We start from the raw sequence: 22938 nt of genomic DNA, 5'->3' as shown, positions 1-22938 counted from the left end.
CTGATCCTGCCGGACAGGCTCAACCCGATCACTCTCTGACGCTGAATGTCAGATCAAATGCCGACTACTACAGCAAAACTGTGCAAGAGCCTCACTGCAAATGGCCTTTCACGATACGGTATCCACCGAGACCGGTCAGGATTAAGATCCCGATCCGGCTACAGCTCGACGATCGCCTTGATCACCCCCGCCTCGGGCGCCGACCACGCCGGAATACGATTAGGAGCCTCATCAAGGCCAGCGCGGTGGCTGGCAAGTGCCGCAACCGGCACCCTGCCGTCCCGCATGGTGTTAAGAACCGTCTCGAAATCATGCCGTGTGGCATTGCGGCTGCCCATCAGCGACGTCTCACGCTTGTGAAACTCCGGGTCGTTGAACGTGATGTCGGCCCGCACGATCGATAGGAGCACATAGGTGCCGCCATGGCCAACGTAGGAGAATCCCTTCATCATCGCTTTGGGGTTTCCGGTTGCATCAAGAACGATGTCGAAGAAATCACCGTCAGTGGCGCTCTTGAGACGCTCATCGATGCCGGCTGACACTTCGAAAGCATGATCGACTCCGATCTTGTCCTTGCAGAAGGCCAGCCGCTGGGTGTTCATGTCAAGGACGGATACCTCGGCCCCTCGAGCCTTCGCAAAGATTGCAGCCGCTATTCCGATCGGTCCAGCTCCAACCACGGCAACGCGGCTTGTCGGTCCCACGCCGGAGCGCTGCACGCCGTGAGCACCGATCGCCAAGAACTCGACCATTGCCGCCTCATCCAGTCCCAGACCAGACGCCGACACGACATTGCGCTCCGGCACCGCAATGTATTCGCAGGCTCCACCGTCACGATGTACGCCCAGTACCTGTAAGTTTTTACAGCAGTTCGTCTTGCCCTGCTGGCAGGCACGGCATGTACCGCAGTAGAGGTAAGGTTCGATACACACAATGTCGCCAACCCTCAATGGGCTGCCGATTGGCGCCTCGGCGATCTCGCCTGCAAGCTCATGGCCAATCACCCGTGGGTATTCGAGGTAAGGCTGATTGCCATGATAGATATGATAGTCGGTCCCGCAGATCCCAACCCGCCGGATGCGCACCAAGACCTCGCCTGAGCTGGGCTTCGGGAGGTCTCGCTGGATGATGCTCAGCTTGCCGGGCTCATCACATCGCAGCGCTCTCATCATCTTCTCCCAATTACTTGAACTGCACGCGTAAACCAAACTTAGTGCGTTATGGCGAAAGCTCCAAGCTAGTCCAGGAACACCAACCGGTACGGCTCTTGGCGCATGCGGGCCTAACGCTGGCCGGTCCAGACCCGGCGCTCGTCACGCACGTCGGCGCGCGCACTCCGCCGCCATCAGCTGTTTTTTATAGGTGAAGCCGCGGGCACAGGACGCGCGAGAGCATCGCTGGGGCCACCACGATCCCGTGCTCCTCCAGCAAACGAGCTGCGAGTTTGGGCATGGTGATATGGCAGGCTCGGCCTCGACGGCCTGGATCAGGAAGGCCTCATAGGGCACCAGCTTGCCGCCTCCCAGCGGACGGCCCTGGCGGTGCAGTGCTCTCGACCCAGACCAGCGCCACCGGGACCCAGCACACGCTCGGCAGCGTCTGAAGCCCGAGCGCCATGGCACCGATCGTGTCCTCGAGCATGCGATATACTCGTGAGGAGGCAGAGCGGGGTAATCCCCCATGCGCTGGCGAAAGGTTGTGCCAGCACCAGGGAGAAGGTTAGTAACAGGAGGAACCTTAATCCATAGCGCAGCGGACTAGCTCCTGTGAGACGAGGGTAGTCTAGAGACCTGTCGGTCGACATCAATGGCCGGCATTGATTCATGAACTTGAAATCACCAGCCGCTTCTCGCCCTTCCAAGCGGCAAGTTCTCTTTTTTGCATCCACCCGAGACTAGGCTTCTCCCTAACCAGTACTCTTTGGAATAAGATTCTATTGATCTGGCCGGGTTGCAACGCGAAGCTCAAAGTGTGTAGTCAGTAGGATCTAATGCCTAAGATCGTTGCCATAGTCGGAAGTCCGACACCCCTTTCCCGCACGCGGAAGCTTGTTATAGAGATTCAAGGGCAGATTGTCGGTCAAACCGGTGCAAAGGCGCGTTTGGTTGATATCGCTGAGCTTGTGCCAAATTTGATGGTGAGAAGCCGTGAGGAGACCTCGCCGGTGCTCGAGGAAGCACTTCGGGCCGTAGAGCAGGCAGACCTCCTCCTCATCGGGACGCCCGTTTACAAAGGGTCCTACACAGGCCTCTTCAAACATTTCGTCGATCTCATCGACTACAAATCGCTTGCGGGTGTGCCTGTGGCGCTCCTCGCAATGGGTGGGTCCGATCGGCACGCCCTCGTGATTGATCACCAGCTTCGTCCGCTTTTCGGGTTCTTCAATGCACAGACCTTGCCGACAGGTGTGTTTGTGTCCGAACGCTCTTATCCGGACGGATGCATCAATGATCCTGTGCTCCAAAACCGGATCTCGACATTTGTGCGCGAGAGTGTCGATGCTGTAAAAATACGTGCAGCGATCCGCGGGCTGCAGGCGGCTTGATCTTGGGTTTACCGCGCAGACGGCATCAGGGCATAGGCAGTTGTGAACTTCACCCTCTGCATGGCGAAGCGTGAAGTTACGTTCTTGAGCGGGACTGCATCGATGAGGCGCTTGTAGAAGGCGTCATAGGCAGCCATGTCAGGTACGACCACGCGCAGCATGTAATCTACGTCTCCTGCCATCCTGTAGAACTCCATCACCTCCGGCATGGCTAAGACTATGTCGGCAAAATGCTGCAGGCCTTGACCTGAATGATCAGCGATTTCGATGGACGTGAAAACCGTCAATCCTAGGCCTACCTTGTCGGGGTCAACCAGTGCAACGCGCTTTTGAATGACACCGGTCGCTTCCAGACGCTGAACCCGTTTCCAGCATGGAGTCTGGGAGAGATTTACTCTCTGAGCGAGTTCGGCAATCGAGATGTCAGCATTGTCCTGCAGCAGCATTAGGATCTTGGTATCCGTCGCATCCATGTCAAACCCCGGTAAGCGTAGAACAATAATCTCCGCGAGACTTGCCAGAGAGAATCTCACACCCGTCCTGTACTGTTCTTTATAAAGAACATTTTTCGGTGTTCAAGCATTTTTGAGAGTGGGAATTGAGAAGAGGTGCCCAGTATTTATCATGAAAAAGATAATCCTGCTAAGGAAGTTCGGGTTTTAGAGAAAATTATAACTGCCTTTGACGTTCTAAAAAAAGAACATTCCTGTTGCTTTTGGTGCCTTCTCACCTCGATAATTCAGAGGTCATTCGGCCAATCGTGCAGGGGAAAACCATGTTGATCACTCGACGCTTCAGAAATAGAGCCGGCCGTGCCGCCTTATTCGGAGCCGCGCTCCTAGCCGGGACGACAGGATGGGGGGTAGCACAGGCCGCAGGCACGGACGACAAGCACAAGCCTGTCCAGGGGGGAACGCTGATCTACCTTGAACAGCAGGCTCACACGAACCTTTATCCCCCTGCAGGAGGCTTCTACCCGAATGGCGGGATCCTCAACCAGATCACCGACAAGCTGACCTATCAGAATCCCAAGACTCTCGAGATCGAGCCCTGGATCGCTGAATCATGGTCGGTCAATTCCAATGCAACGGAATACACCTTCAAGATTCGCAAGGGCGTGACGTTCTCCGACGGCACGCCGCTCGACGCGGCTGCCGTAGCCAAGAATTACGACACGTTCGGGCGCGGCAACAGGGATCTGAAGCTGCCGATCTCGGAGGTCATCAACAACTACGACCGCAGCGAGGTCATCGATCCGCAGACGGTGAAGTTCACCTTCAAGAAGCCGTCGCCCGGTTTCCTGCAGGGCACGTCCGTGATCGGTTCCGGCCTCGTGTCGATGAAGACCCTCGCGCTGCCCTACGAGGCTCTGGGTGATGCCACGAAGATCATCGGCTCGGGTCCGTTCGTCGTTGCCAGCGAAACGCTCGGACGCGAGCTCACGCTGAAAGTCCGTCCCGACTACAACTGGGGCCCTGAGAAACTCGAGCATCAGGGCCGCGCCTATCTCGACGAGATCAAATACATCGTCACACCGGAAGACAGCGTGCGTATCGGCGCTCTGGTGGCAACGCAGGCTGACATTATCCGCCAGATCCAGGCCTATGACGAAAAGCAGGTCGAGGACGAGGGATATTTGATCTACGCGCCATCGACGCGCGGCGTGAACAACAGCGTTGTCTTCCGTCCCGACAATCCGCTTGTCGCCGATGTCAAAGTCCGTCGCGCTCTACTGCACGCCACCAACACGGATGAGATCGTTTCGACCCTGTTCTCGACCAACTACCCGAAGGCGACCTCGATCATTGCCAAAACGGCACTGGGCTATGTCGATCTCTCATCGAAGCTTGCCTACGACGCCGAGAAGGCGAAGCAATTGCTCGACGAGACGGGCTGGAAGGTCGGGGCGAATGGACGGCGCCAGAAGGATGGGCAGACGCTTGAACTGTCGGCCTACGAGTCCCTACCGCAGCCGCAGAACAAGGAGACGCTGCAGCTCGTCGCTCAGCAGTGGGAGAAGATCGGCGTGAAGCTGAACGTGCTGACCGCCGACTCGGGCAGCGCGACGATAAACAATCTTGATCCCACCAAGGCGCCCGTTTCGCCCGCCATGGTCGGCCGAGCCGATCCCGACGTGATCAAGAGTCAGTACTACCCGACCAACCGCAACGTGCTGTTGCAGAAGGGCGGAAACAGCGACAAGGTGCAGTCCTTCGTCGACGAGAAGCTGAACGCGCTCCTGGACCAGCTCGCTTCCGAGCCGAATCGCGCCAAGCGCCTCGCAGTGGCAGGCGAGGTGCAGAACTACGTGGTCGATCAGGCTTATGCCATTCCGATCTTCGAGGAGCCACAGGCCTTCGCCGCCGCTCCCTACGTGAAAGGCGTGTCCTTCGAGGCGGTCGGACGCCCCAGCTTCTACAGCACTTGGCTGGCGCGCCGCCGCTAAGAAGCCTCACGGTCGGGTGACGCAGATGAAGAACACCCGGCCGGCCATTCCTCGATCTTTTCGACTCTCAACAGGATTTCTCATGTCGCGATACGTGATCGGAAGGATCGGGCAGGCGGCTCTCGTGCTCTGGGCTGCGTTCACTGTCTCATTCGTCCTGCTGCAGGCTCTACCGGGCGATGCAATCCTCATCAAGTTCCTCAATCCTGAACTCGGCCTGGGGCCGGAGCAGATCGCCGATATCCGCGCATCCTATGCGGTGGACAGCCCGCTGCTGGTACAGTATCTCCACACCGTCGCGAACTTTCTCATGGGGAATTTCGGCTATTCCATTCATGCGGGCGTTCCCGTCGGTGATCTGATCCTCGCCAACCTGTCACCGACTCTGTGGCTCTCGACTCTCGGTTTTCTGCTGTCGCTCGTCCTCGCGATCACGATCGCCGCCCTCTCGGCGCTGTCTCCCTTCTCGTGGCTGCGTTCCTTCATTCAGTCGATTCCCGCGCTCTTCATCTCTACGCCTGTGTTCTGGCTCGGGATCCTGCTGATCCAAGTCTTCTCCTTCCAGCTTAAGCTCATCCCGATCATCAATCCTGGGCCCTGGCAGGCCCTGATCCTCCCTGTTGTAACTCTGGCCGTTCCGATCTCGGCGCCGCTCGCTCAGATCCTGATGCGCAACATCGACCACGTGCTGACGGAGCCCTTCGTCGCGGTGGCCCGCGCCAAAGGCGCGTCCCATCGCGGGGTCTTGTGGCGGCATGTGGCGAAGAACGCCGTCCTGCCGACGCTCACCATCGGTGGTATCCTGTTCGGGGAGCTTCTAGCTGGTGCGGTTGTCACGGAAGCAGTGTTCGGCCTCAACGGCCTTGGCGGGCTGACGCAGCGCTCCGTCAACGATCAGGATATCGCGGTGCTTCAGGCGATCGTCGTATTCTCGGCGGCGGCCTTCGTGCTCATCAACCTCACGGTAGACCTGCTTTACCCCGTCTTCGATCCTCGCCTCCGGGTGAGACAAGGAGCTGTCGCATGACCGGCCTGAACACAATCGGGCGCAGTTTGCTGCGCGACGCTGGTATTCTTGAAACGTCATCTCTGGGAAAGAGACGTGCCGCATCGGCGACACGGTGGCTGAAGACCATCAGAAGCATTCAGCCCGGTTTAGTGCTGTCCTGGTTCGTCATGGCTGTCGTCGTGCTCTGGGCACTGTTCCCGCAATGGTTCACCAGCTACAGCGCAACGGTCGGAGTTGCGCGCCAGCAGCTTCGTGCGCCGAGCGCCGAGCATTGGCTCGGCACCGATGCGCTGGGGCGTGATCTTCTCGCACGCATCATCTATGGCGCCGGCAATTCGCTCTCGGGCGCCTTCGTGGCGGTCAGCGTCGGACTTCTGGTGGGAACTACGCTCGGAATCATTGCGGGGTCGGCGCGAGGCAGAATCGACGGGGCCATCATGCGCGGCGTCGACGTGCTGCTATCGATCCCGCAGCTTCTTCTATCGCTCAGCATCGTCATCCTGCTCGGTTTTGGCATCGTGAACGCCGCCATCGCAGTCGGCATCACGTCGATCGCTAGCTTTGCGCGGCTCGCCCGCTCTGAGGTGGTGCGGGTTCGCGCCAGCGATTATGTGGAGGCGGCTTTCGGAAGTGGCGGAACGTTCAGTCGGGTTCTTCTGCGCCATATCCTGCCGAACTCCCTGACTTCCGTGATTGCTTTCGCGGCCTTGCAGCTCGGTTGGGCCATTCTGACCATCTCAACCCTAGGCTTCCTCGGCTACGGCGCTCCTCCGCCTACGCCGGAATGGGGCCTGCTGATCGCAGAGGGACGGAACTACCTCGCGCGGGCCTGGTGGCTGACGACGGTGCCCGGCATCGTGGTGATCCTCGTTGTCTTGTCGGCGAACCGCATCAGTCAATCCTTCGGAAGGGCCAAGACATGACCACGGCTATCAACATCAAGTCCGCCTCAACGAACATCGTGAACCTGCCCGTTCTCGAGATCAGCAAGCTCGCCGTCGGCTATCGCGGCAGCGAGGGATTCCAGCGGGTCGTCCACGAGGTCTCGCTCCTTGTGCGTCCGGGCGAAGTCGTGGCGCTGGTTGGTGAATCGGGCTCCGGAAAGACCACAACGGCGCAGGCCGTGATCGGAGTTCTGGCCGAGAACGGGCAACTGGAATCCGGCGTGGTCCGGCTCAACGGCACCGACATCGCAGGCTGGTCGCAAAAACAGCTCGACACCATCCGCGGCCGGAAGATCAGCCTGATCCCGCAGGATCCGACGAGTTCGTTGAACCCGGTCAAGACCATCGGCGCGCAAGTCGCCGAAGTGCTCCAGATCCATCGACAGGGCAGCCGGGCGGAGATCGACGCGCGGGTCATCGAACTTCTGGCGCGCGTCGGCCTCTCCCAGCCGGAGCTGCGCGCCAGGCAGTATCCCCATGAATTGTCGGGCGGCATGCGCCAGCGCGTGCTCATCGCCATCGCGGTCGCCCTGCGTCCGGCCCTGATCATCGCCGACGAGCCCACCAGCGCCCTCGACGTGACGGTGCAAAAGCGCATCCTCGACCTGATCGACGAGCTGCGCCGCGAATACGGCACGGCGGTTCTGCTGGTAACCCATGACCTGGGTGTCGCGGCCGACCGGGCGAACCACATCGTCGTGCTCAAAGGCGGGCGGATACATGAGCAGGGGCCGACAGCGGAAGTGCTCGCCTCTCCGCGCAGCGAGTATACGCGCAAGCTTTTGGCCGATGCGCCCTCGCTCGGTAAAGCTCGCATTGCTAGGACCAGATCCCCGCGCGTCAGCGGGAGTGATGACGCCATCGTGGTCGGGAACCTCGTACAGGATTTCTCCATCGGCGGAAGACGGGATGTCTTCCGCGCGGTGGATGGCGTGTCGTTCACCGTCCAGCGGGGAACAACTCACGCCATCGTGGGCGAATCCGGCTCGGGTAAGACGACAACGGCGCGCAGCATCGTTGGCTTTCAAAGGCCGACGTCAGGGCGCATCATCGTCGAGGGGATCGATGTGACGAACCTCCGCGGCGAGAGCCTACGCCGGTTCCGCAAGACGATCCAGCTCGTCTACCAGAACCCGTTCGCCTCCCTCGATCCGCGGCAGACCATCTTCCAGATCGTCGAGGAGCCGCTGCTGAACTTCGATCCGCTGCCACGGGAGGATCGCGCGAGGAAGGTTCAGGCCATTCTCGAGCGGGTTGGTCTTCCTCAACCGGTCCTGACCCGCAGGCCTCATGCCCTCTCGGGCGGGCAGCGGCAGCGCGTCGCTATCGCCCGCGCGCTCGTGCTCGATCCGCAGGTGCTGGTGCTGGACGAGGCTGTTTCGGCCCTCGACGTCACCGTGCAGGCCCAGATCCTGGCGCTTCTCAATGAGCTCCAGCAGGCCCTCGGGCTGACATATCTGTTCATCTCCCATGATCTCGCGGTGGTCCGCCAGATCTCAGACACGGTCTCGGTCCTGCACAACGGCCGGCAGGTCGACGGCGGCCCTGTCGAGGACGTGTTCCAGCGCCCGGGCAGCGCCTACACGCGCGAACTCATCGGCGCGATCCCCGGACAGCGTAACGCCGACCGCCACTGATTTCAGAAGAACAATTGGAGCAGAGCGATGACATTTTCCTCACACGGCAAAAGACTCGGATTCTTCACCCGCCTTCTCGACGACGTCAGTGCAAGCGAGCGCTACCGCCTCGCAGCCGAGCAGATCATCCATGCGGAGCGATACGGATTCGACTCAGGATGGGTCGCCCAGCACCACTTCCATGAGGCGGAAGGGGGGCTCCCATCGCCTCTCGTCTTCCTGTCCCACGTGGCGGCGCGCACGTCGACCATCCGCCTCGGCACGGGGATCATCACCTTGCCGCTCGAGAATCCTATCCGAGTGGCGGAAGATGCGGTCGTGCTAGATCTTTTGTCCGGCGGCCGCCTCGAGCTCGGCGTCGGAACAGGTGGCACGCCGTCGTCGTTCACAGCGTTCGGTCTGGACAGTGCTAGCCGCTCGGAGATCTACGACCGGCATCTCGCCATCCTGCGCAATGCCTGGAACGGCGGGCACTTCGACGGCGGTGATTCCCTCTATCCAGCCGCTCCCGATCTCAATGACCGCGTCTGGCAGGCAACTTTCTCTGTTGGCGGAGGCATTCGGGCCGGAAAAGCCGGGGACGGTCTCATGCTCTCGCGCACGCAGCCCCGGCCGAAGGACACGCCGCGTGCCTCCCTGCCCGATATCCAGCATCCCATTATCGATGCTTATCTCGAGGCGCTTCCCGAGGGACGTGAGCCGCGCATCGTCGCCTCGCGCTCGCTGTTCGTTGCGGACAGCCGAGAGGAGGCGCTGCGTCTCGCGGAGAAGGGCCTGCGCCGCGTCGTGGCCGATTTCGCCGCCAAGGGGCATGTGATCCCTGGCGACACCCTAGTGGAGATCATTGCCGCTCTCGACACGCATGTGGGCACGCCCGAGGACGTGATTGAGAGCCTGAGCCGGGACACGACTCTGCCGCGGGTGACGGACCTCGTGTTTCAGGTCCACTCGATCGATCCGCCGCATGAATACATCTTACGCTCGATCGAGCTGATCGCGAGCGAGGTGGCTCCGGCCCTCGGCTGGCAGAAGCCAGTCGTCAGACCTGAGAAGCGCGTCGCCCTCGTGCGTTGAACCCGCCGCACCAACAACCGGAATGTGAGCAGACCATGAGCATCATCATATCAGACGTCATCGATCATCTTGCCGGCATCCGGCCAGGATCCAGCCTCGACCGGCTGCGCGATCAGCGGCCGCAGGCCCGGGAGAATGCGCAAAAGAGCTATCGGGCGCTGTTTGAGCCTGAGTTTCCCGGCGAAGTCACGGCGATCGAGCGCTACGCCGTCGCAACGTTCGTGGCCGGTCTCCATCACCAGCCCCACGTAACCGACTTCTACGCAGCTTACCTGCAGGAGATCGGCCATCCCAGGCTGACCGATGTGATCAGGGCGGAAATAGCCCGGGGTTCAGCGGAGGGCCCCTATGGCCGCTATCCGCAGGGTCCTCTCACCGTGGAGGACAAAGAGGGACTGGTCTACCAGGTCGCCGCAGACAACAGAAAGAGCCTCGGATCCCGGCTTGCCACGGGGCTCGAGCATGCGCACCTGCTCGTCTTCCATCCACGCGACGCGAGCCCGGCTGCCTTGCAGAAGCTGCTCGATGCCGGTTGGTCGACGACGGACATCGTGACCCTGTCGCAGCTCGTGTCTTTCCTGTCCTTCCAGATCCGTGTTGTTGCGGGCTTGCGGGCCCTTGCGGGCGCGTCTGCGCGCGAGAGTGCCGATCCCGATTTTACGCAGATCTTTACGGGCGTCCTGGCGTCCGGCGCCGTTTGAGAAGGAGCCATTCCATGACCGAGACAACGCTGTCGCATCCCGACAACCGGGAGTCCACCACCTTCACGCAGGAGGAGCTGGGCTGGCTGCCGTGGCTGGAGCCTTTCCCGGCGGATCAGCTGACCGAGAGGCACTGGGCCGGCCTCGTCGATGCCTCACGCGCAAAGTCGCCTTACTTCCTTTTGCTCGCCCGCGATCCCGATGTCCTGCAGGCCAGGACGAAGACCGACAAGGACATCTTCTACAACACGAGCAACGGGCTGCCTCGCGCCGAGCGTGAGCTCGCGGCGACCGCGACCTCACGCCATAACGGCTGCATCTTCTGTGCCTCCGTCCATTCGCGCTTCGCCACGCAATATTCCAAGCGGGGCGCCGACGTTCAGCGCCTTCTCGACGAGGGCGTCGATGCGCACATCGACAGCCGCTGGAACGCGATCATCGAGGCGTCGGTCGCGCTGACGGGTACACCTATCGCGTTCGGCGACGAGCAGATCAAGGCCTTGCGTAAGGCCGGGCTCGACGATCTGGAGATCGTGGACGTGATCAACGGCGCAGCCTTCTTCAACTGGGCCAACCGGTTGATGCTGTCCCTCGGCGAGCCGACGCCACCAGCCAAGGCTTAAGGGCAGTCGGATCCGAAGCGTGAATAGTCTGCCTCCGCGAAGGAATGTCCGCTTATGGTACGGAGCTGAAATAAGCCGGACGCCTGCTCTAGCAGAGAACACCGAACGTACCTGAAAGGTAGGAAATTTCCTAGTTTGACCCGGAGTGGCCTTTTCACTGCAACGACAAGCGGCGAGGAAAGTCGAAGTTTACCAAGCGCCGGAGCTCGGCCATGCTGCCGCGTCTGGGTGCGCTTGAGAGGGTTTCCAGGCGCCGGCATTGCCTCGCATTTCCTCTTGCGCTCAGAATCTCGGGCGGTCTCCCGGCATTCCCGGTACAGGCCGCCGAAGGCGGGCCAGCCTGTACCTCCCTGGCTCCACAGTCCCAGGGCGGCCCTCTTCCTACCACCTGGAGCTGTCGTCCCTATCCGACAATAAGCCTATCAATTGTGCTGGACGAATTGGCGGAATCGGTACTCGGCAGCGGGCGGCGCTGGTCCTTGTCGCCTCTGCCCGGTGGCCTATGTTTTTAATCTAAGTTAAACCGTTCTGCGTCCGACTAGGCTCCCGGCGAGCTGCTTTAGGTCGACGGCTTCGTCGAGGTCGCTCCTGTACCGCGTGGTTGCGTTAACCCAAGGGGGAGTCCATGGACCGGCGCAACGGGTCGTCCGGAACATCCGCACGATGACCTTCATCGATATCTTTGCCTGGATCGTGCTGCTCGTGCTCGTGGCGACGGCGGTCGCGGTCTTCGTCGCAATCGGGATGATGCCGGGCCGCATCGCCCGCAGGCGCGGGCATCCCTGGTCTGAGGCGGTGGCGGTCGGGAGCTGGGCCACGCTGATCTTCGGCTTCGTGTTCTGGCCGCTGGTCCTGATCTGGGCCTACGTCGACGTGCCGGCCAAGCGGGAGACGCCGCAATGATCGTCGTCCTACTCAATTCCTACATCGCTCTCCTGGCCTTGTTCGTGTGGCTCCGGTTCATCCCCTTCAACACGTTCTGGAAAATCTCGCCGGTCCTCGTGCTGCTCGTCCTCCTCGTCGGCTTGTTCATCCCCATGGGCTGGGGCGCGCCCTCGGGACCCTTGGCGGTCGTCCGCAACTCGGTGCAGATCGTGCCATCGGTGGCGGGTGAGGTCGTGGACGTGCCCGTGACGGCAAACACGCCCGTCAAGGAAGGCGATGTGCTCTTTCGCATCGATCCCACCACATACCAGGCGCAAGTCCAGGGGATCGAGGCCCAGCTCAAGTTCGCCGAGCTTCGTCTGTCACAGTTCTCGGAACTGCAACGCCGGGACACGGGACGGGCCTTCGACGTGCAGGAACGCGAGGCCGAGGTCCAGCAACTCCAGGCCCAGCTCGAAAGCGCCAGATGGAACCTCGACAAGTCCACAGTGCGAGCACCCGCCGACGGCTACGTCACCAATCTGGCGCTGCGCAAAGGTGCGCGCGTCACGGCGCAATCCCCGGTGATGGCCTTCATCGACACCTCGGAAACAATCTTCGGCGTCGAGATCGCGCAGATCTACGCGCGCTACATCGTAGTCGGCCAGCCGGTGGAGGTCACGTTCAAGCCGTTCCCGGGCGAAATCTTCCCCGGCCGCGTCGAGACCGTGTTGCAGGCCATCGCGACCGGACAGACGCAGGTCGGTGGCCTTGCTGTCGCGCCGACGGAGGTCCAGGCGGCGCCGTTCGTGGCGCGCATCAGGCTCGACGACCCCGAGGTGGCCAAGCGCCTGCCGGCCGGGAGCACGGGTGTGGCGGCGATCTTCACCGAGCGCGTCAAGGCGAGCCACGTGATCCGCAAGGTCGTGCTGCGGCAGGCCGCGATCCTGAACTACGTCAATCCGTTCTGACAGGAGGTACCGGGCCGTGAGAACTGTTCCTAACCGAACCGCCCTTGCAGCGCTTGCCCTCGTTGCCGCAACGGTGCCGTCCCTGGCCCAAACCCCGTCCGCTGACGATCTCGCCAACCGCCGGATCCAACGCCGCGCCGTCGAGGCCGTGATCTGGGGCATGCCGGCGGTCAACTACGACCTGATGTTCCAGGCCGCTCTGAAGGCGGGCGCGAAGGAGAACCAGGTCGTCTACTGGTCGAATTTTCTCGACTGGAAGAACCAGACGCTCACCCCAAACCCCAGCACAATCTACTTCATGCCCTTCCTCAACATGAAGGACACCGGGCCGATGGTGGTGGAAATCCCGCCGGCCGAGGGAGGACAGATCACCGGGACCATCATGGATGCCTGGCAGGTGGCGCTGGAGGATGTCGGACCGGCCGGCGCCGACAAGGGCAAGGGTGGCAAGTACCTCATCCTTCCTCCCGGCTACAGCCAAAAGGCTCCCGACGGCTACATCGTGCTCCGGTCAGGCACCAACATGGCCGGCGCGCTGCTGCGGTCCAATGTCAGCGGCGGCTCCGCCGCCGACATCGCCAAGGCCGTTGCTTACGGCAGGCAGATCAAGCTCTATCCGCTGACCAGCGCAGCCAATCCGCCGCCGACGGTTTTCGTCGATGCGCTTGGCGTCGAGTACGACAGCACGATCCCCTATGACACCCGCTTCTTCGAATCCCTCAACCGTTTCGTGCAAAGGGAGCCTTGGCTGGAGCGGGACAAGGCCATGATCGACCCGCTCAAGTCTGTCGGCATTGAGCAGGGCAAGCCGTTCAATCCCGGCGCCGAGACGCCCAAGCTCTTGGACCGAGCAGCCGTCGAAGCCCATACTTTGCTCGATCAGGGCTATGAGGCCCTGTTCTCGCCCTACTACCCGAGCGGGCAGTGGGCGCTGCCGCTCGCCCACGAGCTGATCGAGGGGCTGTCGGACAACTTCGCCAAGCCTGGCGTGTATCCCACCGATACCCGCGGCGTCTTCTTCTCCATGGCGTTCTCCAGCGTCAAGCATCTGGGAACGGGTCAGTTCTATCTGGTGGCGCTCCGAGACAGGACCGGCCAACCGTTCGATGGCGGACAAACCTATCGCCTGACGGTTCCAGCGGATGTGCCGGCCCAGCTCTACTGGTCGGCGACGGTTTATGACCGTGCCACCCATGCGCTTATCAGGGACCAGAAGTGGCCCTCCCGCGGTTCGACGACGCCCGGCCTCCAAGTGAATGGCGATGGAACCGTCGACCTTTTCTTCGGGCCCAAGTCGCCCGCAGGCAAGGAATCGAACTGGGTGCCCACCCAGGCCGGCCGCGGATGGGAGATCATGATGCGCTTCTACGGGCCGCAGAAACCGCTCTTCGACAAGACTTGGCGACTGTCAGACATCGAGAAGGTCGCAGCCGAGTAAGTTAGGAGAAATCTATGAAACTGGCATTCATCGCTGTACTGGCCATCACATGCATGGCCGGCCATCCCTGGCCCAGAGTGCCATCCCCCTGACGGTCGACAACTTCGTCCGCGCCGAGACGGATACATATTTCGACAACATGGTGAAGCAGGTCGGATTGGGACGGTTTCTGTATCATCGCGAACCGATGGCCATCAACGGCGTGGCGCTGCATTCGATAAGTCCCGCTCTGCAAAATCATGGAACTGCGTCGCTCGTCTCCTCGACGGAAAAGCGAAGCCAGGGCACATCCTGTCCGGCAGCGTCGACAACCTCCATGTGCCAGTCTGAGTTCTTCCATGATTTGATGCCGGTCTCCCGAAGGATCTCACCGGCAGTCTGGATAGCCTCCCGCCGAGCTTCCTCAAGCCCGGGAAGATCGATCCCCTCGGTATCGGGATGGGCGGAGCCGTTGAAGATGTGAAAGAAATACTGGGGCATAGGGGCTCCTCTGCCGACAGGCGGGAGCACACGGGTCTCTCAGGCGCCGATGCCTGGATCACTCATACCGACGATCCTGATTAACGAAGAGACACTGCTTTTGTTCGGGATCGGCACCACTTGAGGTGCGGGTTTTGATAGGAAGCTCGTTTCCGATTGTTCTCAGACCTTGCTCATGACACGCTCAGCTATAGAAATCTAAGGATCGTCAGCATGTAGGCCTTGGGCGCTCCCGCCTGATCAGCTTGGGAGGCTGTCATGGATACCATCCATCCACAGACCATCGCGCTGATCCGCAAGCTGGAGAGCATCGCCCGGCTCGCGCCGGAGGAGAAGGCTGCCTTGCAACGCCTGCCGCTGCGCCTGAAAACCGTTGCGGCGGATCAGGACATCGTCAGCGAAGGCGACACCCCCTTCGAGTGCTGCATGATCGTCGAGGGCTTCGCCTGCCGCTACAACCTCACGGCTCAGGGCAAGCGGCAGATCCTATCGTTCCACATCAGCGGCGACATCCCCGACCTCCAGAGCCTGCATTTGAAGGTCATGGATCACAGCCTGGGTACGTTGATCCCGTGCAAGCTCGCCTTCATCCAACATGACGACCTTCGCAGCCTCATGCGCAACCACCCGCGACTGGGCGATCTGTTCTGGCGCGACACCCTCATCGATGCGGCCGTGTTTCGCCAATGGGTGGTCAATGTCGGCCGGCGTGAATCTCTGACCCGCATGGCCCATCTGCTGTGCGAGCTGCTGGTGCGGCTGCGCGCGGTCGAGCTGGTGGATGACCATGCCTTCGACCTGCCTGTGACCCAGGGGGAGCTGGCCGATGCGCTCGGGATCTCAAATGTGCACGTCAACCGGGTGCTCCAGGATCTCCGGAAACTGGGCCTGATCGCTTTGCAGGGGAAAGCCTTGAGGGTGCTGGACTGGGAGGGCCTGAAGACCACAGGCGAGTTCGATCCGACCTACCTGCACCTGACGAAGGAAGAGGCTCTTTGACCGGCAGGAGGGTTTCACCGAAACGGGAGATGATCTCATCGACACTTGGCCTCAGCCACCCCAGCCTCATTCCATAGAGGCGCCTGTCGGAACTACGCTGACTGTTGGGGCGCCTCAGGGAATGAGATCGTCACCACCAGTCCGGCATCGTTCCTGACATCGATCTCGCCTCGAATCTGTTGAACAAGCGACCGGACAAGGCCGTAGCCGAGCGATCCTTCCCGGAGGCTGGACATCCCGACCCCATCATCCCGAACCATCAGTTCAACCCACCCTGATTGAACGCGGAGCGCCCGTACGAGGATCGTTCCGGATCGTGGCGCCGGAAAGGCGTACTTCACGGCGTTGGTGATGAGTTCGGTCAGCACGATGCCTAGCGGGACCGCCGTATCGGCGTCCACGAGGATGCCTTGGTCGATATCAGCCTTCAGGCTCACGCGGTCACCGTCCCCGGTGATAGGTCTCAGAGCTTCGCACAGGTCGGCCACGTACATGGACACATCGACGTGCTGGCCCCTTTCCGACTTGCTGAGCAGGTCGTGAACCCGCGCCATGGCGTTGAGACGATCCTGGGCCTCCTCGAAGAGAGCCCTGACGGCCGGGTCCGGCTGCCGGCGCCCCTGAATGCCGAGGAGGGAAGCCGCAATCGCAAGGCTGTTCTTCGCCCGGTGGTTGACCTCGACCAGCAGCATCTCCCGCTCAGTGACCAGAGCCGACAGCCTGGCGTTGGCGGCTTCCAGCTCCCCGGTTCGTGCTGCGACCCGGTTCTCTAGTTCTGAAGCGAGGGAGCGAAGGTTTTCCTCAGCGTCGAAACGACGCGTGATATCGAGGTAGGAGAGGAAATGATTGGTGACGGTGCCTTGGCCGTCGTCCACAGGACTGGCGAACAGCATCGCCCGAAACGGGGTGCCGTCCTTGCGGTATTGCAGGATCTCCAGGGTTTCGTCCCGCCCCTCCTTGATCGCGGCCTGATAGCGCCGGATGGCCTCCGGTTCGGTGCCCACGCCATTCATGAAGTGCGGGTCCTGTCCGAGGAGCTCGTCCATGCTGTAGCCGGACAAATCGACGAACGCCTGGTTGGCAAAGACGATCGGGTTGCCGGGCAGGGTGGCATCGGTCACGAGCATCGGCATGCGGGTCCGCCGGACGGCCTCGACGAACAGACCCCCCTGCTGTCGTATGGCATCGATGTGCCGTTCGGTGACGGTTCGCCCAGCGGTATCCGCCATGTCCTCCTGAAACTCGTTCATGGCCGATCCGGTCTGATGAAACTGCGGCGCATTATCGGGTTTGCTCGGCATTCAGTACAGCCCCTTAGCATCTGCTGCATGGCGATCTGCCGAATGACAGTGATGACGGTGTCGAGCAGGTAGAGCTTGGCGAGGAACGCCACGCCTGTCGGCAGGGCCGGGCGCAACTGTCCCGAGGTGAACACGAGTCCTACTCCCGGCCATCGTTCCCGAATTGCCTGGGCCAGCCCGATGCCGTTCATCGAGCCCGGCATCCAGTCAGGATTCTACCGTGCTGCAGGTTCATCGAACAGCAACGGCTAGCGGCTCAGCTTCGTTCCTTATCCCTCTGCCAGAATCAGACGGACACCAAGGTATTCCCTGCTCGAATCCTGTCCGACCGTCTTTCTCCTCGACTTGAAGCTGCTCCGCCGCTCTGGATCGTCGAGCAGATCCATGTCTATCGGACTGTACCGTACGATGGACGTCGCAATCATATCTTGATGCATGCTATGGCCAAGTTCATGAACGATGCCATCTACGTTCCATCAGTTCACGGTGTTCAGGGCAGGGGAAGATCAGAGCGTGCGCAAATCCTTGGCCTTTTTTGGCGGTGGATGGTGGAAGGTTGCGCGCTCGCATCTCCCGTCCGTGCGCTCGCGCCTGCTCCTTCTCACCCTCGTGCTGCTCCTCCCAGCGCTCGCGGCGGCCGGCCTGCTGGTTTACGCTGGCTACCGACATGACCGGCATGAGGTCGAAAAGCACCTCCAGGAGACGACACGGGCGCTGTCGCTCGTCGTAGACCGCCAATTCGGACAGGCCGAGGCCCTGCTTTGGGCGCTGTCGACCTCACCGCAGCTTCTCGACAAGGATTACGCCGCGTTCGACGTCCGAGCGCGAGCAGCGATCCGGATTCCAGGGGCCTGGGTTAGCGTGGCCGATGACCGTGGACAGGTCGTCAACACATTGCTCCCGCCCGGCAGTCCACTGCCGATCATTGAGAGCAAGGATCATCGGAAGGGCCTGACCGTCGGGATGGTGCGGGTCAGCAACCTGTTCACAGGTTTCGTGGCGAAGCGGTTCGCCGTCGGCATCGACACCCTCGTGACCACACGTGACGGGTCCGAGCTTTACATTACCGTCAACATGCTGGCCGAGACCGTCAGCCGCATCCTGGCGGACCAGGGGCTGCCCCCCACCTGGATCGGGACGATCGTCGATCGTAACGGAACGGTGGTGGCGCGGAGCCGGGACGCGGACCGCTTCGTGAGCAAGCCGGCAACTCCGGACACCCTTACGCGCATTCAGGCGAGCCTTGGGCAGGGCGCTTATGAGAGCGTTTCGCTGGACGGGGTTCCGACGCTGCTTGCGCTCTCCCGCTCGCCGGGTTCGGGGTGGTCGACCATCGTGGCCGTCCCGCGGTCGGAGATTACGGCGGCCGCCTGGCGATCGGCCCTGTACCTCGCCCTTGCGGGAGGGCTGCTGCTCGCGCTCGGAGTCGTCATGGCGTGGCAGGTCGGGCGCAGCATCGCTGGGCCAGTGAAGGGATTGGCCAGCCTGGCGCAGCATGTCGGACGCGGTGAGCCGATCACGGCGCCGGCAAGCGGTCTCGTGGAGATCGACAGGGTCGGCGATGCGCTCGCTTTGGCCTCAACGCAGCTTCTGGAGGCCGACCGCCGGCAGAAGCTGCTGATCGACGAGTTGAACCACAGGGTCAAGAACACACTTGCGACGGTCCAGTCGCTGGCTTGGCAGGCTGCCCGGCCCGGCGTGCCGCCCCAGGCAGCACAGGAGCGGTTCCAGCAGCGCCTGCTGGCGCTGTCGCGCACGCACAACCTCCTCAATGAAACCCTGTGGGAAGGAGCATCCCTCAGGTCGCTTCTCGACGCTGAGTTCGAGCCCTATGCGGCGCAGTCGCCTCAAACCCGTCTGAATGGACCTGAGGTTGATCTCCCGGCACGCCTGGCTGTGGTATTGGGGATGGCCTTCCACGAACTCACTACCAACGCGGTCAAGTACGGCGCCCTGGCAAGGGCATCAGGCCGGGTGCAAGTGGACTGGAAGGTTGATGAAAGCGGTGAAGGAGCTGTCCTGACCCTCGATTGGTGCGAGTTGGGCGGGCCCGTGCTTGAGGCTCAACCAAGCCCCGGCTTCGGCTCACGCCTCCTGCAGCAGACAATCACGCACGAGCTCGCAGGACAGCTCGATATCCGCTTCGAACGTGAGGGCGTGTGCTGCACCATCATCGTTCCAGTCGGATCTAAGGAACGGCAGGCAGCGTAAGACAGGGATCCGATGAACAACCGTCAGCATGATTCAATCGGTAACTTCGATATGTCTGGAATTGGCTCATCCCGGAAGTAAAGCGAGTGTCCATATCGACGCGGTGAGCGAATTTTAGGCTGACCTGCTTGAGAGCTGCTGTTGATCGATGAGGGTAAAAAACGTCTGCAATCACCGCTTATTGCATACTCAGCATACAGGATACGAGGCTCGGCATGCTGGTGCCACCAATAGATTGGTGAAGCAGGTCCGAAGCGTTTTTCAACGGCACCACTTCACAACGGATGGTTTCTGTTCGGGGCGATGAGTCGGTGTCGGTGAGCCGTCGTGCCCTCCGTTTTGCAATAAACCTGCTTAGGAAAAACCAGGTTGACTCGGACCTTTCTCCTTGCAGCCAAGCGGTCCACTCTGTCCTTGATGATCTGGGCGACGCCCGGATCGATGCTTGGCGTCGCGATGATCTGGGGAACTATACTCTTAAGCTGTCTGAGGCTCGTGATGTGTGCTTCGTCGATGGCCTTCCAGGCCTCCATGGGCAGGAGCAGGCCGTCGAAGGGATCATCAGTGGACTTGGTGGGGAGAGATCGAGGCATTGGCTCACCTCCGGGCTGGATCCGGCTGCGGCACGAGATAACCGTTTCAGACCCCTGGCATCGTGGTCTATTCCCGATGCATCGAGGGGCCGTTCAGACGGCTATCCCGCAGGTCCAGGGCGCTCCGCCGCTTCTTCCGCTAGGCGAGGGCTCTAAGACTCACCTTACCACGCTCTCGCTGGAAAAGCTCTCGGTAACTAACCTAGGTTAAATCTGGACCCTCCGCCTTCATCTTGGAGGCATGGTCCTTTGAGTGGTCTCTCCAGGCTTTCGCTCGCAATCAGGAACTTGAGAGCCCACATAAGAGCTATCGGCAGCCGAGAGTTCAGGCTGTTGCTGACTGAGAGCTGCGACGTGCTCCCGCCTTAGGCCGAGGAGCACCCCATGCCCCGTTATTTCTTCCACATCCTCGACGGCTATTCCGTCCGCGACACCGAAGGCACGGAACTGCCCGACATCTACGCGGCCCAGGATCAGGCCATCCGCACCAGCGGCGAGATCCTGCGCGACATGGGCGCCGAGTTCTGGAACGGCACCGAATGGAAGCTCGAAGTCACTGACGAGAGCGGCCAGATCCTGTTTGTCCTCCGCTTCTCGGCCGAGGAGCGGCTCGACCCGGACACATCCTAGAGGCATTGTTCCGGCAGACCGTCCTGCTCGGCCAGATGCAGGTAGTTCGGATTGAAGTTGCTGAAGGCCTTCAATCTCTCCTCATCCAGAATGACAAGATTTTTGGATCTCAGGGTGATCAATCCATCGGCGCGCAGCCGCTGAAGGATCCGGTTCACATGCACCCCCGTCAGGCCGACAGTGTCGGCCAGTTCGGCCTGGGTGATTGGAAGTTCATATTGGTTGCCGGTCGTCAGCCCGACGGTGCGAAGCCGCAGCAGCAGTTCGCACAGCAGATGGGCCACGCGCTGCTCGGCCTTTCGGGCGCCGACATTGACCAGCCATTCGCGTAAGGTGGCCTCATCGACCAGTGCGGCCCACCAGAACGCCTTCGCGATGGCGGGTCTCTCCATCAGTTCCAGAATGCGGGCCCGGGAGATCTTCACCACCGTGCACGCGGACAGGGTGGCGATGCCGTGATCCATGGTCTTCAGAATGAACACATGCAGGTCGCAGAAGTCGCCCGGCACGAGGTAAGCCATGATCTGGCGTCGGCCGGTCGGAAGGACCTTGTAGCGGCAGGCGAAGCCCTCCAGGATCAGGTTCACGTCGCTGGGTGTTTGGCCTTCTCGGATCAGATCCGTCCGGGGTCCAACCGCTTGGGCGGAGCGGATCACCTCGTCCAGGAGGAATCGATCGGCCTCCGGCAGAGGCCCGAATGCCTCCAGCTTGCAGGTGAGCCGGTTCACCATCGGACGGTCTCCTGAACCCTGTCACCCTTAAGATAGCGGAAGCCCTCGGCCGGCCAAGAGGACTCACGGGATATCCGCCCAGGGGCAGGCGACCAACAGATGCTTCCAGCCTAAACTATATCAGCCCTCGACGTCTTGTGACTGTGCCTTGAGCAATGCGCTTTGTTCCATGCCTATTGCGCATTGCAGCTCAAGGCCGAGCCTATGCTGCACTGCAGCAACCGCGAGCCGGCTCAGACGTTCATACTGCTCCTGTCGGGCTTGTTCATCCGATTGGCTGTGCCGCACCACTGCTCAACACAACCAGATCTCGTGGCACAATGGAGGCAGACCATAACTCTTCCCAATCCCATCACGGTGCCGCTTCCGCTTGCACGGGCAGGCTGTCCGCAACTGGCCGGTCCCTCCCGTCTCAAGAAACCGGGCGCAAGGCCGAAGCGGATTTCCCTTGCGCTCCAGGGTGGGGGTGCCTTCGGCGCTTTCACGTGGGGCGTGCTCGACCGGCTTCTGGAGGAGGGCGTGTCCTTCGACGTCGTGAGCGGTGCCAGTGCGGGCGCCATGAACGCCGCGCTGCTCGCCTCTGGACTGGCTCAGGGTGGTGCAGCGGAAGCGCAGGCCACGCTGGAGCGGTTCTGGCGCAAGATCAGTGAGGTGGGCAGCCAGAGCCGCTTCTTCGCGTCAAATCCCATTCTGTCGCGGGTGACGTCGCAACTGTCGCCCTACCAGTTCAACCCTTTCGATCTGAGCCCCTTGCGCGACATCCTCACGACGGAAGTCGACATCGAGGCCGTGTGTCAGCGAGCGCCTGTTCGGCTGCTGCTTGGAGCAACACGGGTCCGAGACGGGGCGCTGCGGCTCTTCCGCAACAAGGAGTTGACCTATGATGTCGTCCTCGCCTCGGCATGCCTGCCGCAACTGCATCAGGCCGTATTGATTGATGGCGAGCCGCATTGGGACGGCGGCTACGCGGCCAATCCTCCGCTGATGCCGCTGGTGACAGCCACGAGGGCGTCGGATTTGATGGTCGTGCAGATCATCCCCACGAACGATGCCGATTTGCCGATGACCTCCGGAGCCATCAATAAGCGGGTGAACCAGATCACCTTCAGCAACTCACTGCAGAGAGATTTGGAAGCCTTGTCCATGATGGCTCAGCTTTGCCGGGAGGGCGACATGCAGGGCTCAGGCCTCGGACGTAAGCTGCAACGCCTCAAGCTGCACCACCTGATTGCCGAAGATCATGTTGATGGCCTGAGTGGGCTCAGCTTTATGAACACGGATTGGGGGCATCTTCAGCATCTGCGCGATCAAGGCCAGTTGGCAGCGGAGGCCTGGCTTTCGCAGCAATCGGAACTGTCATCACAGCGGATGGTCTGACGAAGGGCCAAGCCGCCCCTGCCTCGCCATGCCTGGATTGAGAGGAAAACGCGAGATCCATATCGGCCAAGTGCAGGAGGTTAGATGGGTCCTCGCCCATTTCGTGAGTGTCGGTTGCGGCTTGTGGATCGGCTCTCTGCGGACGCTGAAACCGCTGCTCGTACGTGAAGGACCCGCGCACGGGCACTGGAGCAGCTGCTACGCCGCAGGATCGTCATCGGGCAGAGAGGAGTCCAGACAAGTAAAAACCCCTGACGCTGTAGGCGTACAGGGGTTTTCAGTGTCGGTGGTTGCGGGGACAGGATTTGAACCTGTGACCTTCAGGTTATGAGCCTGACGAGCTACCGGGCTGCTCCACCCCGCG

General features: G+C 61.3%; 23 protein-coding genes and 1 tRNA gene. 15 read left to right on the top strand and 9 right to left on the bottom strand.

Going from position 1 to position 22938, the window contains the following annotated elements; all coding sequences use genetic code 11:
- Nucleotides 1-158: 158 nt before the first annotated feature.
- Both ILT44_RS26805 and ILT44_RS26800 read right to left on the bottom strand, forming a co-directional pair.
- A complete protein-coding gene (locus tag ILT44_RS26805; protein ID WP_239468566.1) occupies nucleotides 159-1169 on the bottom strand; it encodes a zinc-binding alcohol dehydrogenase family protein in 1011 nt (336 codons plus the stop codon).
- Between the two features lie 328 nt (nucleotides 1170-1497).
- Nucleotides 1498-1641, bottom strand: a complete 144-nt coding sequence (locus ILT44_RS26800) for a hypothetical protein (RefSeq protein ID WP_204242666.1) — start codon at nucleotides 1639-1641, stop codon at nucleotides 1498-1500.
- Nucleotides 1642-1990: 349 nt separating this feature from the next.
- Between ILT44_RS26800 and ILT44_RS26795 the strand changes: the two genes are divergently transcribed.
- Nucleotides 1991-2545 carry an NAD(P)H-dependent oxidoreductase gene (locus ILT44_RS26795; RefSeq protein ID WP_204242665.1) on the top strand — a complete coding sequence of 185 codons (555 nt, stop codon included), beginning with the start codon at nucleotides 1991-1993 and terminating at the stop codon, nucleotides 2543-2545.
- 8 nt (nucleotides 2546-2553) lie between these two features.
- Here the strand turns inward: ILT44_RS26795 and ILT44_RS26790 are convergent, their stop codons facing one another.
- The gene (locus ILT44_RS26790; RefSeq protein WP_204242664.1) at nucleotides 2554-3018 is read right to left on the bottom strand and encodes an Lrp/AsnC family transcriptional regulator; all 465 of its coding nucleotides are present in this window, start codon (nucleotides 3016-3018) and stop codon (nucleotides 2554-2556) included.
- A 302-nt stretch (nucleotides 3019-3320) separates the two neighbouring features.
- On the opposite strand from ILT44_RS26790, the gene ILT44_RS26785 reads away from it, so the two are divergent.
- The 10 genes from ILT44_RS26785 (at nucleotide 3321) to ILT44_RS26740 (ending at nucleotide 14252) form a co-directional block, all read left to right on the top strand.
- Entirely contained in the window at nucleotides 3321-4991 is a 1671-nt protein-coding gene (locus tag ILT44_RS26785) for a TIGR04028 family ABC transporter substrate-binding protein (RefSeq protein WP_204242663.1), read from the top strand.
- An 82-nt stretch (nucleotides 4992-5073) separates the two neighbouring features.
- Entirely contained in the window at nucleotides 5074-6018 is a 945-nt protein-coding gene (locus ILT44_RS26780) for an ABC transporter permease (protein ID WP_204242662.1), read from the top strand.
- Entirely contained in the window at nucleotides 6015-6923 is a 909-nt protein-coding gene (locus tag ILT44_RS26775; RefSeq protein WP_204242661.1) for an ABC transporter permease, read from the top strand. The genes ILT44_RS26780 and ILT44_RS26775 overlap by 4 nt, the downstream gene beginning before the upstream one ends.
- Complete coding sequence (locus ILT44_RS26770; RefSeq protein ID WP_204242660.1) at nucleotides 6920-8581, top strand: dipeptide ABC transporter ATP-binding protein; 1662 nt, start codon at nucleotides 6920-6922, stop codon at nucleotides 8579-8581. The genes ILT44_RS26775 and ILT44_RS26770 overlap by 4 nt, the downstream gene beginning before the upstream one ends.
- A 27-nt stretch (nucleotides 8582-8608) precedes the next feature.
- Nucleotides 8609-9655, top strand: a complete 1047-nt coding sequence (locus ILT44_RS26765; RefSeq protein ID WP_204242659.1) for a putative FMN-dependent luciferase-like monooxygenase — start codon at nucleotides 8609-8611, stop codon at nucleotides 9653-9655.
- A 35-nt stretch (nucleotides 9656-9690) separates the two neighbouring features.
- Nucleotides 9691-10356, top strand: a complete 666-nt coding sequence (locus ILT44_RS26760; protein WP_204242658.1) for a CMD domain protein — start codon at nucleotides 9691-9693, stop codon at nucleotides 10354-10356.
- Nucleotides 10357-10370: 14 nt separating this feature from the next.
- Entirely contained in the window at nucleotides 10371-10979 is a 609-nt protein-coding gene (locus ILT44_RS26755) for an alkylhydroperoxidase domain protein (protein WP_204242657.1), read from the top strand.
- A 663-nt stretch (nucleotides 10980-11642) separates the two neighbouring features.
- Complete coding sequence (locus ILT44_RS26750) at nucleotides 11643-11882, top strand: DUF3302 domain-containing protein (RefSeq protein WP_204242656.1); 240 nt, start codon at nucleotides 11643-11645, stop codon at nucleotides 11880-11882.
- Nucleotides 11879-12814, top strand: a complete 936-nt coding sequence (locus ILT44_RS26745) for an HlyD family secretion protein (protein WP_204242655.1) — start codon at nucleotides 11879-11881, stop codon at nucleotides 12812-12814. The genes ILT44_RS26750 and ILT44_RS26745 overlap by 4 nt, the downstream gene beginning before the upstream one ends.
- Nucleotides 12815-12830: 16 nt before the next feature.
- Nucleotides 12831-14252: a DUF1254 domain-containing protein gene (locus ILT44_RS26740; protein WP_204242654.1), complete on the top strand. Its 1422-nt coding sequence runs from the start codon at nucleotides 12831-12833 to the stop codon at nucleotides 14250-14252.
- Between the two features lie 237 nt (nucleotides 14253-14489).
- On the opposite strand, the gene ILT44_RS26735 is transcribed toward ILT44_RS26740, so the two are convergent.
- Nucleotides 14490-14732 (bottom strand): DUF6894 family protein, encoded by a 243-nt coding sequence (locus tag ILT44_RS26735; RefSeq protein WP_204242653.1) that lies wholly within the window; start codon nucleotides 14730-14732, stop codon nucleotides 14490-14492.
- A 258-nt stretch (nucleotides 14733-14990) separates the two neighbouring features.
- Between ILT44_RS26735 and ILT44_RS26730 the strand changes: the two genes are divergently transcribed.
- Nucleotides 14991-15731: a Crp/Fnr family transcriptional regulator gene (locus ILT44_RS26730; RefSeq protein ID WP_204242652.1), complete on the top strand. Its 741-nt coding sequence runs from the start codon at nucleotides 14991-14993 to the stop codon at nucleotides 15729-15731.
- Between the two features lie 92 nt (nucleotides 15732-15823).
- Here ILT44_RS26730 and ILT44_RS26725 read toward each other — a convergent pair whose 3' ends face one another.
- A complete protein-coding gene (locus tag ILT44_RS26725; RefSeq protein ID WP_204242651.1) occupies nucleotides 15824-16981 on the bottom strand; it encodes a sensor histidine kinase in 1158 nt (385 codons plus the stop codon).
- On the bottom strand, nucleotides 16978-17223 hold the full coding sequence (locus ILT44_RS26720) for a response regulator (protein WP_204242650.1): 246 nt from the start codon (nucleotides 17221-17223) through the stop codon (nucleotides 16978-16980). The genes ILT44_RS26725 and ILT44_RS26720 overlap by 4 nt, the downstream gene beginning before the upstream one ends.
- A 322-nt stretch (nucleotides 17224-17545) precedes the next feature.
- On the opposite strand from ILT44_RS26720, the gene ILT44_RS31800 reads away from it, so the two are divergent.
- A complete protein-coding gene (locus ILT44_RS31800) occupies nucleotides 17546-19243 on the top strand; it encodes a sensor histidine kinase (protein ID WP_204242649.1) in 1698 nt (565 codons plus the stop codon).
- A 275-nt stretch (nucleotides 19244-19518) separates the two neighbouring features.
- On the opposite strand, the gene ILT44_RS26710 is transcribed toward ILT44_RS31800, so the two are convergent.
- Complete coding sequence (locus ILT44_RS26710) at nucleotides 19519-19836, bottom strand: hypothetical protein (RefSeq protein ID WP_204242648.1); 318 nt, start codon at nucleotides 19834-19836, stop codon at nucleotides 19519-19521.
- 384 nt (nucleotides 19837-20220) lie between these two features.
- Here ILT44_RS26710 and ILT44_RS26705 point away from each other — a divergent pair, with 384 nt between their 5' ends.
- Nucleotides 20221-20466, top strand: a complete 246-nt coding sequence (locus ILT44_RS26705; protein ID WP_204242647.1) for a DUF6894 family protein — start codon at nucleotides 20221-20223, stop codon at nucleotides 20464-20466.
- Here ILT44_RS26705 and ILT44_RS26700 read toward each other — a convergent pair.
- Complete coding sequence (locus ILT44_RS26700; protein WP_204242646.1) at nucleotides 20463-21197, bottom strand: Crp/Fnr family transcriptional regulator; 735 nt, start codon at nucleotides 21195-21197, stop codon at nucleotides 20463-20465. The genes ILT44_RS26705 and ILT44_RS26700 overlap by 4 nt on opposite strands.
- 204 nt (nucleotides 21198-21401) lie before the next feature.
- Between ILT44_RS26700 and ILT44_RS26695 the strand changes: the two genes are divergently transcribed.
- Nucleotides 21402-22574 (top strand): patatin-like phospholipase family protein, encoded by a 1173-nt coding sequence (locus ILT44_RS26695; protein ID WP_239468567.1) that lies wholly within the window; start codon nucleotides 21402-21404, stop codon nucleotides 22572-22574.
- 287 nt (nucleotides 22575-22861) lie between these two features.
- On the opposite strand, the gene ILT44_RS26690 is transcribed toward ILT44_RS26695, so the two are convergent.
- Nucleotides 22862-22938: transfer RNA gene (locus ILT44_RS26690), tRNA-Met, on the bottom strand.

It is taken from the genome of Microvirga arvi, assembly GCF_016892765.1.
GTDB lineage: Bacteria > Pseudomonadota > Alphaproteobacteria > Rhizobiales > Beijerinckiaceae > Microvirga > Microvirga arvi.
The sequence above is the reverse complement of the archived record's forward strand: the minus strand, read 5'-3'. Positions and strand labels throughout refer to the sequence as shown.